The following is a 15,222-nucleotide window of genomic DNA, read 5'->3' as shown; positions in this document are numbered from 1 at the left end:
TTAAGAATTGTTTTATAAAAAACAAATCATGCACAAATATGATTTTCTGTCAACTTAATTTAGATGCGTTTACCCTGCTTAGCTTCCCGATAAAAGCGAGTTTCCTCAAGCGTAATCCCTAACATCGCCTCTGCCTCCCTTCGGTTCAAATTTGTAAACTTTTGACATCCTCCCACCACTAATTTGGAGTACCGAATATAGTGGGGGATTCCCAAGAATTCTTGGTTCGCAGTTCATCGAGCCAACTTAGAGCAAGAACGTCTCCGTTCTTAAGCCAGAGGTTAGTTTCTCCCTGCGCTTTTGAGCTTTTGGCTCCAGATTCCGTATGCCCTACGGTACTGTTTAAATATTCAGCTAACAGCTTGAATCCTTTTGCCAAAATGTTTTTTGCGGCATTGTGGTCGCGATCTAAAACCGTGCCACACTGGTTACATCGATGCGTCCTGGTGCTAAGAGTTTTCTTCACTTTCGATCCACAGCACGAACAATCAACAGTCGTGTTTCGAGGTGGAACAGCGATAACAATGACACCGTGAACCAGGGCCAAATATTGAAGCCATTGAGTGAATTGATACCATGATGCGTCGCTAATAGACTTAGCTAAGTGGTGATTTTTCACCATGTTTCGTATCTTCAAGTATTCGTAGACAATTAGGTCGTTAGATCTAACTAGCGCCAGAGCATCTTTACGAGCCTTGTCTTCACGCTGTCTACTTACCTTGAGATGTTGTTTGGCTAAAGCCCTGCGAGCTTTATGGTATCTATTAGACTGCTTTTTGCCCCTGATATGCTTCTTAGAAACCCGGCGTTGCAGCATCTTGAGGCGACGTTCGGACTTTCTCAGATATCGAGGGTTATCGACAGTATTTCCATCAGAATCGGTGTAGAACTCTTTAAGCCCTAAGTCGATTCCCGTCATTTTTCCTTGAAACTCATGCTCCTCTCTTCTATCCCAGTTCACTAAGAACTGAGCGTAGTAGCCATCAGCAAGTCTGATAACTCGAACCCTAGAGATTTGTTTTTCTGAATACCCGACCAAATCCCTAGAGCTCCATAAGTTCATCGTTCCTACTTCAAAACCATCGGTGAAGGTTATCTGTCTTCTATCAGCAGATAATTTCCATCCACTGTTTTTGTACTCAATGGAACGGCTGAACTTCTTGTATTTGGGGTAGCCTTTTTTACCAGGCTTACCCAATCTACAGTTTTCATAAAAACGCCCAATAGCAGACCACGCTCTATCTGCGTGAGCCTGTCTAGCTTGAGAGTTAAGCTTCTTCGTCCAAGGGGTTTCCTTGTTTTTAGCTAGTACCGAGCAAAGCTTTTGGAGGTCATTCCTAGTGACTCCTTTGTTATCTTCCCAATATCGCAGACAAGTGTTGCGGATGAATTGTCCGGTGCGGATTGCTTCATCCAACTTACTGTACTGTGATTGAGTTCCTTTTAACTTTGCTTCTATTACTAACATGGTAGAATGATACCACATTTTACCCAACACAAACACGGGTATAATTATAATGATTCGCTATCGCTCAATCGTTAGCTGGTCGGCATTCATCTCGCCGCTAAACCATCGGGGGGACTCGCGGATCTCGATAAATCCCCCTCGGTTATAGCGGGAGCCTTCTGCGGACATTAAGGTAAAATATTGAATCTCGACGCATTAACCCAACATCTCCTCTAACCTATGCAACTGCTCGAACCCTCAGTCCATTTTAGATTTTAGATTTTAGATTTTAGATTTGACTCGCCTTGATAAATCTGGGAGGTTGAGCTTTAGTCTAAAATTTGGGGAATATCCACAACGATTGTCGGGGGCTTCCGTTTTTTGCTGGTTGCAAAAACAGCAAATGGGTAATTCAGCTCAATCAATTCTAAAGGATTCCAGATCGCCCCAGATCAAAAAACATCCTATATTTTCAGTCCTAGACGCACTCCCGACCAAGAAACGGGGTTTTTTACTTAATCTTCGAGTACGAACGAAGGATTTTCCTAAAAAAACCCGGTTTCCGGCCCCCTCTGCGTAAGTCCTAATTTTGTTAATCGGCGATCGAATTTCGCCCATCAGCATTCCGTGTTTCCTTCCTTGGAACTCGTCCAACCTCAAGCCCTCAGCCAGAATCAACAAGCGTGACTTGACGGGGTGACACTCGTCTGGTGGGTCAATAGTAGCTTGTTTGATGCGTCCGCGCGATCGCCCGCCCGTACCTCAACAACCGCCAATCACTCATAATTGCCACAAAAATTCAAAATCCTAAACCCAAAACTGCCCAACCCCAGTACGATCGATCTAGTTAGCAAAAATAAGTAAAAACACTACCGGAGTAATTTTTATGGATCTGGTCGTACTCCAGAACTGGCTGGACAACATCTCCTTTGCCGTTTTGTTCTCCACAATGCTCATTTACTGGGTTGGCGCAGCATTCCCCGGCATTCCCTACCTGGGGGCCCTAGGAACCGCAGGAATGGGCGTCGCCAACCTATCCATCGCCGCTTTACTCGGTTCTCGATGGATAGAAGCAGGCTACTTCCCCTTAAGCAATCTCTACGAATCCCTATTTTTTCTAGTTTGGGGAATCACCGCCATCCACCTAGTCGCGGAAAACATGAGTCGTTCCCGCTTAGTAGGAGTAGCCACATCCCCCGTAGCAATGGCAATATCCGCCTTTGCAGCCCTGACTCTGCCCGCAACCATGCAATCTGCAGAGCCCCTAGTACCCGCCCTCAAATCAAACTGGCTGATGATGCACGTTAGCGTCATGATGCTCAGTTACTCAACTTTAATGGTAGGAGCCCTGCTGGCGATCGCCTTTTTAATCGTCACCCGCGGCCAAAAAATCGAACTCACCGGTAGTTCCTTCGGCACCAACAGCAACCGCAACGGCAACTACCGCCTCCAACGCCCTCAAAACCCCGAACCTCAAAATGCAGAAACCAGCGCCGACAGCGCATTAGTTTTCAGCGAACCCTCTTTCAACTCCAACAATAACGGTTTGGGCACCACCGCAGTCCTTGAATTAGCCACCGTTCAAACCACATCAACCGCCCCAACTCAAACCGCAGAACTTCTCTCGCCCCAGCGCTTGAATCTAGCAGAAACTCTTGATAACATTAGCTATCGCATCATCGGTTTAGGATTCCCTTTACTAACTGTTGGCATTATTGCCGGTGCGGTTTGGGCTAACGAAGCTTGGGGCTCATACTGGAGTTGGGACCCGAAAGAAACTTGGGCGCTAATTACTTGGTTGGTATTTGCTGCCTACCTGCACGCCCGCATTACTCGCGGCTGGCAGGGAAGACGCCCAGCAATTTTAGCAGCCACAGGTTTTGTGGTAGTTTGGATTTGCTATCTAGGCGTTAATCTGTTAGGCAAAGGTTTACATTCCTACGGTTGGTTTTTCTAATTCCTAATCCACCAATGGGCCACAGAAGAACAGGATAAGTCAAAGAATCGGGATTAATATCATCTCCGGTTGTAGGGTGGGCAATTCCCACCTTACTTAACCAGCGAGATTCTAATAATTAACTCCCTCTTCCTTCTTATAACTTCGGTCTTCCTCACATCCGTTACATAATCCGTTGCCGAACTTCCTTCATTAAAATAAGGACAATTAATATGGACGAATCGCCAATATTTCCCCAAGAAGACGATGTTGTGTCTGCCCCTACCAGCGCTTTGATGTATCAATGTACATTCAAAGTCAGCGAATTTATGGCAATCATGCAGTCAAAATTGGTAGACGAAAAATTATTCTCAGACGGCCTGGATTGCGAGCTATTAAGTGCTGGAAAAAACTGGACTAAAGGAAAACTTAGAATGCGTCTGGAGTTCATTCCGCTTGAACCAGAAATCAAAGAACAAAAAGCCCTTCCTGCCGCTGCCGAAAGCTCAGACACCCTGCAAAACTCTGCGGTAGATAGCTCAACTCAAACCGATATAGATGAGCCATTAAATCAATGTGACTCAACAGAAATAAGTAATCATTTTCCTATTTCTAGGTATCCAGACCGCGACCCCCAAAGTATAGGAATGTGGAGCTAGGAAGGCAAAGATTGAGAGATTGGGAGAGGGGGATGGTTCCCCTTCTTTGCTGAAAATCCATCCGTTAAATCCCGGACAATGCTCGTTTTCTAAGGAATGAGAATTAAATAACTTCCACAAGTTTGTGGGATGGGCGTCCCACAATAACAATTAAAATTGTAAGTTATTTAATTCGCGATCCTAACTTCCTGATTTTTGCTTAATAAAAAACTGCTCTCATGGCTGAATCTTCCAATTGGACGCACCTCCACGCTCAAGTGCACAAGACGCTGCTGTACCGACAAATATTGCCATCAAATCAGCGATTGCTAGTAGCAGTATCGGGCGGACAAGATTCTCTGTGTTTAATTAAATTACTGCTAGATTTGCAGCCAAAATGGGGGTGGAATCTAGCGATTGTTCACTGCGATCACCGTTGGCGTTCTGACTCGGAAGCCTCGGCTAATCATGTAGAACAATTAGCTAAAAACTGGGGAATATCCTACTATTTGGAAACAGCCTGGGACATCCCGAAAACAGAAGCAGCGGCCAGACAGTGGCGATATCAAGCTTTAACCGAAATTGCGATCGCCCACAACTACCCCTACATTGTTACAGGCCATACAGCTAGCGATCGCGCCGAAACACTCCTCTACAACCTGATTCGCGGCAGTGGCGCCGACGGACTTTCTGCCCTCACCTGGAAACGGCCCCTCGCCGATTTTGGATTGCCGATTTTAGATTTTAGATTGGCGAATTCCGGCGAAAATCCCAACTCCCAAATATCGGCCGATTTTAGATTGGAAAATCAGGATGAAAATTCCCAATCGAAAATCCCAAATCTAAAATCTAAAATCTATTTAGTTCGTCCCTTGCTTGAAATAACTCGATCGCAAACAGGTCAATTTTGTCAAGAGCAAAAACTACCAATTTGGGAAGATTCCACAAATCAAGACTTGCAATATACTCGCAACCGGATTCGATCGGAATTATTGCCTTATTTGGAAACTCATTTCAACCCAAAAGCCCAACAAGCCCTAGCCCAAACAGCCGAACTTCTCCGCGCCGACGTAGAATATCTCGAACTTGCAGCCAGCGACTTGCTACAGCGAGCAATGTCTCCAATTGCAGACAATATGCAGGTGAATTTTCAACTTCCCGTCAAGTTAAATCGCCCGATTTTGCGCGAAGCACCCCTTGCCTTGCAGCGACGGGCAATGCGGCAACTACTGCAACAAATATTGCCCTCGGCGCCCAGTTTTGAAAGCGTAGAAAAACTAACGAGCTTAATAGTAGCCCCCAACCGATCGCAAACCGATCCATTTCCTGGAGGAGCGATCGGTCGAGTCGAACACCCTTCGATAATTTTACATATTAAATTTTAAGCTGAGAGCAAACTCGAAAGGACTTGCCGCAACTCAGAAACTACCCGATTTTGCTCGTCTCCCGTCTCCTGCACCCGATCGAGTTCCCCCGCCACCGCTTCGAGCTTTTGGCGTAGCGCATTCAAATTGTCCTGCACCGGCTGCAACATTTCTTGATAAACATTCACCCTGCCCCAGAGTTGCGCCACTGCACCTTTCTGGTTGAACAAATTCTGCTCTAACTGCTTGAGTTCGTAGCGTTTCGCCTCACTTTCCCCATTTTGGCGGTTGACATTTGCCTCTATTTGGGATATTGCTTCCTGCACTTGCTGAATTTCGTTTTCCAGTCTTTGCAATTCTTGGCTTTGCTGCTGTCGCTGAGTATTGAGCTGTGCGACAATCGGCCCCAAATCAATATCTCCTCGCTCTTGTTTGGAAGCATTAGCAGTACCCAGCCGCCGCCACAGCACCGCCTGATGCTGCTTTAAAACATCTTCTCGTTCCTGCAACCGGAGGCGCTGTCCCACCAGAGTTTCGTTTAACATCTGATAACTTTCGAGCTCATCTGCCATTTCATTTTCCAAAGCCATGCGATCGTACTCGGAAGCAGCTTGAATTTTCTCTTGCAGCTCCTCGATTGTCTCCCGCTGCAGAGTCAACTCCTCCTCTTGATCGTTAACAAACCGGAACACCTTTTCCAAATCCTGTTGCAGGTGTTGCACCAGCCCTTGTAACTCATCAACAGGCATCTTCTCCAAAGCTGACACATCTACTTTCTGCTCCGTACCCGCAGCACCCGAAGCAGATGCGAGCCTGGAAACTTGCTGGTAAAGCTCCTCAACAGCCCGCACCTGCAAAGACACCGACTGAGCCTGAGCCTGCTTAGCGCTGAGGGTACTTTGCTGTCCTTTAAGCTCCGCCCGAGCCCCGGCCAAAGTATCTTGAGATTGGTACCACTCTTGCCAGCGGTTTTGGAGGCTCTGATTTTGTCGATCGACCTCTTCTTGTTGCTGTTGAGCTATGCTCTGTTTTTGCTCCAACTGCTGCCAGTGCTGATCCAGAATTGCCTGTTGAGCGCCCACGGCACCAAGAGACTGATTCATTTGTTCCCGCACCCCTTGGGCCGAAGCAATTGCCCCTCCCAGCTTCTGCATCAACTCCTGAATCCTCTGGGTCTGCTGCTCATCAACCACTGCCCCCTGCGGAACCTCAGACTGCTGCTGGGCCACCCGTTGCTGCTCGCCCCGCAACTGTTCCCAAGCCGTCTCAATTTCCACGCGACTGCGATCGACTTCTTCTCGCAGTCGGTTAGCTTCATCTCGAGTATTTTCAATTTCCGAGCGCTGAGCCTCCAGCCGCTCCAACTCCTCTTCCATTTGAGCCAACTGCTCTTCGCGGGCTTGCATTTCCATTTCCCGGCGATTGAGTTCCTGACTCGAAAACGTCAGAGAAGCCTTCCACTGTTCAATTTCCTCTTCCTTATCCTTAAACTTGTCCTGCAATCGCGAGAAATTTTGCAGAATGCTCACCAACTGGCGGGCCGCCTCCTGAATCCGCTGCACTTGCTTGCTAGCGCTCAACTCAACCAGCACCAGCGTGCCGTCGTTAAACTTATTAGCTTCCTCAACTGGGATCGCGTCATCACCTGGTACGGCGCTCCAGTTATGTTCGCCCCGCTGACAAGCTAGCAGTTTCAGTTCAGCCTTACCGCCACCGAGACCAAAGCCGCTTCTCTGTTTTTGTACTTCCGCTAGATACAGCACACTAATAGTCCTCTGCTTCGTAAAACCTATCCCAACTTACTTTAAGTTACTTAAAGGCCTAAAAGATAAGTGGTGTTTACTTCCTACGCTGTTGGGTAGACGGCTAATTCCAACATAAGTAGGCTATCCCCCTTAAGCCAAAGGTTCTTGACTAAAGATAACACTGCCTGTGATTTTTAGTCAACTTACCTAAAGTAAACAAGTGTAGGCAAGTAAGGATCGCTTTTTGCCAATTAAGTCTTACTTCTTGGTATTGTTTGCCCAATCGGGGGATAGCATTTTTTCTAACTTTTCTTCAGCACTAACGCATAGCACGTTCTCACGGGAGAACTTCCAGAAATTACGGGCGTCACCAGTTGTCTGGAGGAATGAGACAGCAGTACCAATGCCACTTGATTAAAGACTAGCTCTCACTGCGAAGACTGCCATAGGCTAAAGCTGAAAAAGGTCAGTCCGTCAAAAACTTTCTATTGATTGTACCAGGCTTTAGTTGCGGCTCGATCGTCAGAAAAGCCATCGCTACCCCCAAGCGGACGCCATCCTTCGGCGGACTAGGGATTTGAACCGCGCTGCCTTAGAATAGGGTAATGACGCGAGCCGATGACGCTCGCGGGGGGCGAGCAAAAAGGTCGATCGGCACTGAGGGTGAGAAACTGTAACCAAAATCCTACTCACATCTACTCATTCCTTCTGAAATGAGTAGGGATTGAAGCAGTATATAGCGTGATTCAAAGCGATAGAGAGGTAAAAATGCTGTTAGGCTTCAAAACCGAATTGAAACTGAATAATCAACTTACTCGCACATTGTTAGCCCAGCATTGTGGAGTAGCGCGTCATGCGTTGAATTGGGGATTGTGGTTGACCCCAAATATACTTCACCACAATAAAACCAACGAGAGTGAAAAGCTCAAACTTCCCACAGCTACTGACTTGCACAAACTCTTAGTAGCTATAGTGAAATCAAAAAATCCTTGGTACTATAGCAATCCTCGCATCATTTGTAAAAATATGTAGGGGTAGTGCTACCCCTACTCCCCCTGCCTACCCCAGCCAAGTTGGGGCAACCGGGCGTGGGGAGAGCCCCTACAAGAATTACACGAATCATTTAGGATTGCTATATGAATGCAGCAAGTCTACACCGCAGCAAGCATGAATGGCATTGCGCGAAGCAGGGAAACGGTGTTTTAACAAAACTCGGGGAGTGCCGATATTTAAGAATCAAGGGCGGCGTGACTCTTTCACGTTAAAAAGCGCAGTTAAAATCTTGGGTGACAATAAAATTCAATTTCCTGTTATTGGCATTTTGAAAACTTATGAAAGATTGCCACAAGTATTAACCAAGTCTTGCACGATATCCCGTCAACCCGACAGGTGGTTTATCAGTTGGCGGTTTGACGCCCAACAGCAGGAATCAGGCAATACAAGCATTTTCAGAGTTGACCTCGGCATTAAAGCATTAGCTACTCTCTCAACAGGTGAAGTAATTGCTGGGGCAAAATCCTACCCAAAATATGCAGCCAAAAGGTCAAGAAGGCAAGGGCTAAACCGCCCTAAAATGATCGGTTCAAGCAACGGTCAAAAAGCGCAAGTCAAGATAGCGAGACTGCATAAAAAAATAGCTAACACACGTAAAAATACGTTACATAACTTGACGACATTACTTGCCCAAAATCACGGTTTAATGGTCATAGAGGATTTGAATGTAAGCGGAATGATGGCTAATCATAAGTTGGCTGCGTCTGTTGCCGCTCTGGGATTCTTTGAGTTTCGCCGCCCGTTAACCTACAAATGCGAGTTGTACGGTTCAAAGTTGGTAATTGCTGACCGTTGGTTCCCGTCCAGTAAAACCTGTTCTAACTGTGGAACAAAAAAAGAAACACTTTCCTTGAGCGAGAGAGTGTTTGAATGCTCCTATTGCGGATTGGTGATTGACCGTGACTTAAACGCGGCAATTAATTTGTCAAAAACCGTCAGTTAGGCGGGGATCGTGCCTGTGGACTGGTGAGTTTCGACACCGCCAGGATGAAACAGGAAGTAAGCTTTACAATACTACTGAGTAGACTTGTCTAGTCATGAGTAGATGTGAGTAGGTCTTATGTAACGGAATACAAGGTGAAACTCTACACTTAGAGAATGCCGCGAGTTGCGCGGTTTCAGCTTGTGGACTGGTAGCGCGGCCGAGACCCGGCAGCAAGTATCGCCCTTTCGTCAATTCCCAATTGTGAGATCGGCATCAGCGCGTAAATTATTGACGGAAACTAAAGTCAATGTTTTCGCCAGCACACAGTCTTTCCGATCTCAGACGCCAACGGTTTTAAGGAGGACATTTTAGCTGCATGCAGGGAAATTTGAGTGAAATAGACATCCGCAGCATCCTGCAATTGATTGAGTTAGGCCAGCGAACCGGAGAACTGTTCGTAGAGGCCTACACCTCCACCGGCAGCGGCACGGGTACTCAACCTACCTCGCGCTCCCTTGCAGGACAATCCTGGTATGTCTTCTGCTTCAACGGTCAGATTATTTACGCTACCCAGAGTGCGGGCAGTTTGTTTCGCTTGCGCGACTACCTGCGCCGCTACAAAGCAGATACCGCCCTCGACAAAATCCAAGTTCCCTATATGGCATCTACCAATGCCCCAGAATACGGCTACCTCTGGGCCCTGCTAGAAAACCACATCCTCACCCCAGCTCAAGGCCGCAACATCATCCAGAGCATGATCCACGAAACCCTATTTGACTTGCTCAGTCTCCACCAGGGTTCCTTCACTTTTGAAATGGGCCCAGCTTTGGCTCCTCAACTGACCAGCTTAGAAATTAGTTCGCTCCTGGCCAAGATTGTCAAACAGGTGCAGCAGTGGAAGCAGTTTCACCCTCACATTCAGTCGCCCAACCAATGCCCGGTGATTTCAGATCCCTCCGAGCTGCGAGTCGCGCTGCCTGTCAACACCTTTAATACTCTCAGACGCTGGGCCGACGGGCACACTTCGATCCGCCAAATGGCGCGCTACCTCAACCGAGACGTGCTCACTGTCGCTAAGGCGATTTACCCCTTTGTGCAGCAGGGATTGGTGCAAGTATTTTACGAACCCTCTGTAGCCCCCACCAACAACAAAAAAGAATGGTCGTCCCCAGAAACCAAAGTTCCCAGAGTTGTCTGTATTGACGACGACAATACTATTCGCAAAACAGTCGAGTCAATTTTAAATGAACACGGTTACGAAGCTACTACGATCGGCAATCCCCTCCAAGCCCTGAGTTTGGTGTTTCCACTCAAACCCGATTTAATTCTGTGTGACATCGCCATGCCGGAACTCGACGGCTACGAAATTTGCGCTATGCTGCGTAGTTCTAGCGCTTTCCGGCAGACGCCGATCGTGATGTTGACGGGCATCGACGGATTTATCGATCGCGTTAAAGCCCGCATGGCCGGAGCTACAGACTTTTACACTAAACCTTTTGGTGAAAGCGAGTTATTGATGCTGGTAGAAAAATATGTGGGCCCAGGCTACCCTCGGGTCAATCTCTCGGAAAGATTATTAGACCGATCGCTAGAAGACCAATTAGAAGAAAAATAAGTTTCGCCCCCATGGCATGATGGGAGCTTTTTTGTACCTGCGGTTAGATCGAGTCTCGGCCACCACAAAGAGAAAGCTGGACGTACTATTGGCGATCGCACCATAAACTAGAATGTATAAATCCGCGCGCTGGCATAAGGGCGTCGGTAAAACTCTGTTCAATTTCTAGACCCAAGTGGGTCTAACACGCTCAAAGTGCAAATATAATATACTTGTTCTCCACTTGCAGCCGCTCCGAAAAACTGATGTACAGAGCTACTTATTGCTAGGTATTTCTGTACAAAGCCAGAGAGTCCAATTCTCAGTCTTAACTGACTCCGTTCATGATTGTCGGGACATCAGCCATGTCAACAACTCCTCGCTAATCCCAGTATCGGTTTAGCATTCATCGCAGAAATTACCCAGAGTTTTACCAATTGAGACGGCGGTGGGATTACAAAGTGAAGCTTTAGGGGTTTCAAATTAATTGTTCGTACTCTATTTGAGCTAATTTGTAAGCATTGGTCGCGCGCATTTATTGAGGGCAGTCAATTATTGACGGAGAAAATTTATTGCCAAGGATCTCCGGCAGTAGCGCCATTCACCCCTTGGCTGTGTCAAGCTTGGCTGTGTCAAGTTTCGACCATCGAAGTTTCGATCGGCTTCTTCTTGGCGGGAAACCTCAACAATTTTGCTAGAAATGCAGGTGTCAGAATTATGATTAGCGGTAGCCCAGACTTTATATTACCAGGACTAGGCGTAGATCCGGCTCCGGAATTCCAAGAACTAGAAACTCCCGAAGGAGAGCTGCACCTGCGGTTCTACGTTCCTTCGGGGAACGAGTTCGCTCTGCCAGCGACAGGGATTAGAGAGGTACTATCCCCGTCCCCAGACCGCATGACACCGATCCCCAACGTTTCCTCTTTGCTTTTAGGTACGCTAAATATGAGAGGACGAGTGATTTGGGTGGCAGACCTCGGCCAATTTCTGGGAGACCAAACACCTCTGAACACAGATAGACCCGAAATCCCGATCGTGGCTGTGGAAGACCAAGACACGATTTTGGGGCTGGCAGTCGATCGAATTGTGGGGATGGACTGGCTCGACGTAGAGCAACTGCACTCTCAGAACAATGCACCAGACGGCATGATTCCATTTCTGAGGGGAGAATGGATGTTAGGTGCACCAGCTCAGAAAGTGCTCCGACTGCTAGATCAAGTGAAAATTCTGCGCTCGGCGCGGTGGGCAGCGTGAAATCGATTTTAGATTTGCGATTTGCGATTTTCGATTGAGGTCTAATCATAAACAGTCACACGACGTGAGGCGCGCATCTAAACATTCAATTCAAGATAAAAATCAAAAATCTCAAATCTAAAATCTAAAATCCAAAGAGGGCGGCAAATGGCAACAAGTACCAACTTTCAGCAGGACTACCAACGGGCAGAAGCGGCCTACATGGATGGCAATTATTCAGAAGCCGCAGCCCTAGTTTATCAATTAGTAGAAGATTTTCCCGAAGACCCCAGCGCTCGCCTGCTGTGCGGACACATTTACTGCTACGGACTGCAACAGTATGAGGTGGCGCGGGAACAGTACACGGTTGTGCTAGGTCTGAGTGATGACCAGAGTTTGGTAGAACACGCTCACAGCGGAATTACCTACACAGACCAATTTTTATCTGGAGAACTAGAAACGGAAAATTTCGAGGCTTTGTCTGCTGAAACTGAATTAGAATTCTATCCAGACTTATCTCTTGATGAAGGGTTAGAAGACCCGGATTTGGGACTTTTCCAAGGAAATTCCCCATCCCTTTCCTATAGAAGTCAATCCCCAGACGACATGGAAAACGAGGACTTGGCCGACTTAGGCATGAGTGGCTTGGGATGGGAACCAGAAGACGACGATGGCGCAGGCTCAGTCCCAGATTTAGCCTCACATTCTAACCCCTTTGGTGGCGACAGCGGCGGAATGGCAGCTTATGCTGAGAACTCCGGCTCGCTAGACGGCATAGACGAGTTTGCCGACTCGGACTTTGGAGACCCTTTTGCCTTAGATGATGGAGGGTTTGATGGTGCTGACTTGTCTAGCAGCAAAGTTTCTGGTTCAAGCGCACCTTACTCAGGAGATTCGTTTTCCGAAGCTCCGACTCAGATGCTCAACGGTCAAAGTTTTGCCTCTTCAGAAAGCGGGAATTCCTTCGACTCGAACCAACTAGACTCCCCCATCGGGCCCTCGGACAATTTTGGCGAACCTTTTGGTGCGCTCGATTTGCCAGACGAATTCGACAATAACTCCGACTACGACTACCAATCCCCGCCCCAGATTGGCCAAAATTACGGTCATAACACACCTGGGGTCGAAGATGAAGACCCCTTTGCCGAGGCGATGCCCTCGTCGGGTTTCGGGTCTTCTAGACCTCAAAACAAACAGTCGAATAACGGGTCGGACTACTCGTCAAACTATTCGCTGGCGGAAGACGAAACGCTGTTGATGGGAGGTGCTGTCCCCAACTCTCAAAGTCAAAGGTCGAGCCGGGGACAATTTAATTCAGTCGATCCAGCCTCCTCCAACAGCAACGGTTACAGCGACTCGGAACCCCCGGCATTTAGCTCTAGAGACAACTTCGAGTTAGATGCTTTTGAAGACGACGCTTTTAGCGATTCTTTCTCTTTCGACGAAAACGAACAAGCAACAGCTTTCGGGGCTTCCGACAAGAACAACAGCGCCTGGTCGTCAAAAACTGGGAACGCTCAAGAACACAGCGACTTTTTAGACGAATTTGACGAATTTGACGATTTGGGCAATTTGCCGGACTTTGATATCTCAGAAGATGCCACCAGTTCGATCTTGACTAGAGGTAACACCAATTTCGGCAACTCGACCAGCGGCATGATGGGAACGACTGGGAGCAGCCTGGACTTTGACAACAGCGATGGCTCAGCAATTCGGGATGACGAAATATTTAGCATAAGCGGCCCGGCTGATACGTCTGTGTCGACTTTTTCTCCCACAGAAACAGAAGCGCTCGATACTTCGGTAACAGTAGAACAGGGGGGACTGGCTTTCTTGGAAAATGCCCCTTTGTTTACAAAACAGTTGTACACGGCAATCGGGGCGGGACTTGTTTCTCTGGTAGCTGTGGCTTTCGTCACCAACATTGCCTCCTATCAAGCTCTGCGGCAAGACAAACCGGAGGCGATCGTTTACCTGCGCCAAACAGGCTGGGTAATGACTGCAGCCGCAGGCTTTACCAGCTTTTTAACTTCTTGGGGCATCGGCCAGTTGATCGCCAAGCAGGTACGCAAGTCGTCGGACAATTTGCAAGCTCAGTTCGATGCCGTATCTCAAGGAACTTTGGATGCTCGCGCTACGGTTTACTCGGAAGATGAATTTGGCAAAATGGCTGCTAAATTCAACCACATGGCGAAGGTCATCCAAACCACGATTAGCGATACTAGGCGCAAGTCTGACGAGCAGGAACAGGCAAAAGAAGACTTGCAGCGCCAAGTGATTCGCTTGCTAGACGACGTGGAAGGAGCGGCCCGGGGTGACTTGACGGTGACGGCAGAAGTGACCGCAGACGTTTTGGGTGCTGTTGCTGACTCGTTTAACTTGACAATTCAAAATCTGCGCGAAATTGTCCATCAGGTGAAGCAGGCGGCTCGGGAGGTCAGCAAAGGCGCGACAGATAGTGCCAAGTTTGCGGGCGATTTGTCTTCAGACGCGCTGCGGCAAGCTGAGGAACTGGCGGCAACGCTGAATTCGGTGCAAGTCCTCACCGATGCGATTCAGCGGGTCGCAGAGAGCGCTAGAGAGGCGGAAGAAGTGGCCCGGGGCGCGGCGGCAACGGCTCTGAAAGGGGGCGAGGCTGTGGAGCGGACGGTGGCCGGGATTTTGGAAATTCGCGAAACAGTAGCAGAAACCACGAGAAAAGTCAAGAGGTTGGCGGAAGCTTCTCAAGAAATTTCTAAGATTGTGGCTTTAATTGCGACGATCGCCTCCCGGACGAATTTGTTGGCCCTCAACGCCAGTATTGAGGCGGCGAGAGCTGGGGAAGCGGGCAGGGGTTTTGCGATCGTGGCAGATGAGGTGCGACAATTGGCAGACCGATCGGCTAAGTCTTTGAAAGAAATCGAACAGATCGTGATGCAAATTCAAAGCGAAACCGGCGCGGTAATGACGGCGATGGAAGAAGGGACGCAGCAGGTTATTGAGGGGACAAGATTGGCAGAACAGGCGAAGCGATCGCTTGAAGATATCATTCAAGTTACTAATCGAATTGACGTGCTAGTGCGATCGATTACTGCCGACACTGTAGAGCAAAACGAAACAGCTCGCGCGGTCGCCAGTGTGATGCAAGCTGTCGAGCTGACCGCTCAGGAAACGTCCCAAGAAGCGCAGCGAGTTTCGGGTGCTTTGCAAAATTTGGTGGGCGTTGCTCGCGACCTTTTGACATCGGTGGAAAGATTCCGAGTAGAAACAGCAGAAAGACAATAATCAATTGTCTCATGCTTTTTTTG

The 15,222-nt window shown here is 48.1% G+C and carries 10 protein-coding genes; 8 read left to right on the top strand and 2 right to left on the bottom strand.

Annotated elements, in window-relative coordinates; all coding sequences use genetic code 11:
• Positions 1–178: 178 nt before the first annotated feature.
• Positions 179–1,468, bottom strand: coding sequence for a transposase (locus tag QUB51_RS19205; RefSeq protein ID WP_333056456.1), 1,290 nt, complete (start codon positions 1,466–1,468; stop codon positions 179–181).
• An 865-nt stretch (positions 1,469–2,333) separates the two neighbouring features.
• Here QUB51_RS19205 and ccsB point away from each other — a divergent pair.
• The 3 genes from ccsB (at position 2,334) to tilS (ending at position 5,406) form a co-directional block, all read left to right on the top strand.
• On the top strand, positions 2,334–3,404 hold the full coding sequence (ccsB, locus tag QUB51_RS19200; protein ID WP_333056455.1) for a c-type cytochrome biogenesis protein CcsB: 1,071 nt from the start codon (positions 2,334–2,336) through the stop codon (positions 3,402–3,404).
• A 212-nt stretch (positions 3,405–3,616) separates the two neighbouring features.
• Positions 3,617–4,042 carry a KGK domain-containing protein gene (locus tag QUB51_RS19195; protein ID WP_333056454.1) on the top strand — a complete coding sequence of 142 codons (426 nt, stop codon included), beginning with the start codon at positions 3,617–3,619 and terminating at the stop codon, positions 4,040–4,042.
• A 218-nt stretch (positions 4,043–4,260) separates the two neighbouring features.
• On the top strand, positions 4,261–5,406 hold the full coding sequence (gene tilS / locus QUB51_RS19190; RefSeq protein WP_333056453.1) for a tRNA lysidine(34) synthetase TilS: 1,146 nt from the start codon (positions 4,261–4,263) through the stop codon (positions 5,404–5,406).
• Here tilS and hmpF read toward each other — a convergent pair.
• Entirely contained in the window at positions 5,403–7,148 is a 1,746-nt protein-coding gene (gene hmpF / locus QUB51_RS19185) for a pilus motility taxis protein HmpF (RefSeq protein ID WP_333210862.1), read from the bottom strand. The two genes, tilS and hmpF, sit on opposite strands and share 4 nt — an antisense overlap.
• 723 nt (positions 7,149–7,871) lie before the next feature.
• On the opposite strand from hmpF, the gene QUB51_RS19180 reads away from it, so the two are divergent.
• From QUB51_RS19180 to QUB51_RS19160, 5 genes are all read left to right on the top strand, one after another.
• Complete coding sequence (locus QUB51_RS19180) at positions 7,872–8,162, top strand: helix-turn-helix domain-containing protein (RefSeq protein WP_333056451.1); 291 nt, start codon at positions 7,872–7,874, stop codon at positions 8,160–8,162.
• Between the two features lie 139 nt (positions 8,163–8,301).
• Positions 8,302–9,126, top strand: coding sequence for an RNA-guided endonuclease TnpB family protein (locus QUB51_RS19175; protein WP_333056450.1), 825 nt, complete (start codon positions 8,302–8,304; stop codon positions 9,124–9,126).
• Between the two features lie 358 nt (positions 9,127–9,484).
• On the top strand, positions 9,485–10,723 hold the full coding sequence (locus tag QUB51_RS19170; RefSeq protein WP_333056449.1) for a response regulator: 1,239 nt from the start codon (positions 9,485–9,487) through the stop codon (positions 10,721–10,723).
• A 699-nt stretch (positions 10,724–11,422) separates the two neighbouring features.
• Positions 11,423–11,956, top strand: coding sequence for a chemotaxis protein CheW (locus QUB51_RS19165; protein WP_039887356.1), 534 nt, complete (start codon positions 11,423–11,425; stop codon positions 11,954–11,956).
• 147 nt (positions 11,957–12,103) lie between these two features.
• The gene (locus QUB51_RS19160; protein WP_333056448.1) at positions 12,104–15,199 is read left to right on the top strand and encodes a methyl-accepting chemotaxis protein; all 3,096 of its coding nucleotides are present in this window, start codon (positions 12,104–12,106) and stop codon (positions 15,197–15,199) included.
• The last annotated feature ends 23 nt before the right edge of the window (positions 15,200–15,222 follow it).

It is taken from the genome of Microcoleus sp. AT8-A3 (assembly GCF_036705675.1).
GTDB lineage: Bacteria > Cyanobacteriota > Cyanobacteriia > Cyanobacteriales > Microcoleaceae > Microcoleus.
The sequence above is the reverse complement of the archived record's forward strand: the minus strand, read 5'-3'. Positions and strand labels throughout refer to the sequence as shown.

Bases quoted from the DNA above. Each gene is read 5' to 3' on its own strand.
- QUB51_RS19205 (WP_333056456.1), bottom strand. From the start codon at position 1,468: ATGTTAGTAATAGAAGCAAAGTTAAAAGGAACTCAATCACAGTACAGT.
- ccsB (WP_333056455.1), top strand. From the start codon at position 2,334: ATGGATCTGGTCGTACTCCAGAACTGGCTGGACAACATCTCCTTTGCC.
- QUB51_RS19195 (WP_333056454.1), top strand. From the start codon at position 3,617: ATGGACGAATCGCCAATATTTCCCCAAGAAGACGATGTTGTGTCTGCC.
- tilS (WP_333056453.1), top strand. From the start codon at position 4,261: ATGGCTGAATCTTCCAATTGGACGCACCTCCACGCTCAAGTGCACAAG.
- QUB51_RS19175 (WP_333056450.1), top strand. From the start codon at position 8,302: ATGGCATTGCGCGAAGCAGGGAAACGGTGTTTTAACAAAACTCGGGGA.
- QUB51_RS19170 (WP_333056449.1), top strand. From the start codon at position 9,485: ATGCAGGGAAATTTGAGTGAAATAGACATCCGCAGCATCCTGCAATTG.
- QUB51_RS19160 (WP_333056448.1), top strand. From the start codon at position 12,104: ATGGCAACAAGTACCAACTTTCAGCAGGACTACCAACGGGCAGAAGCG.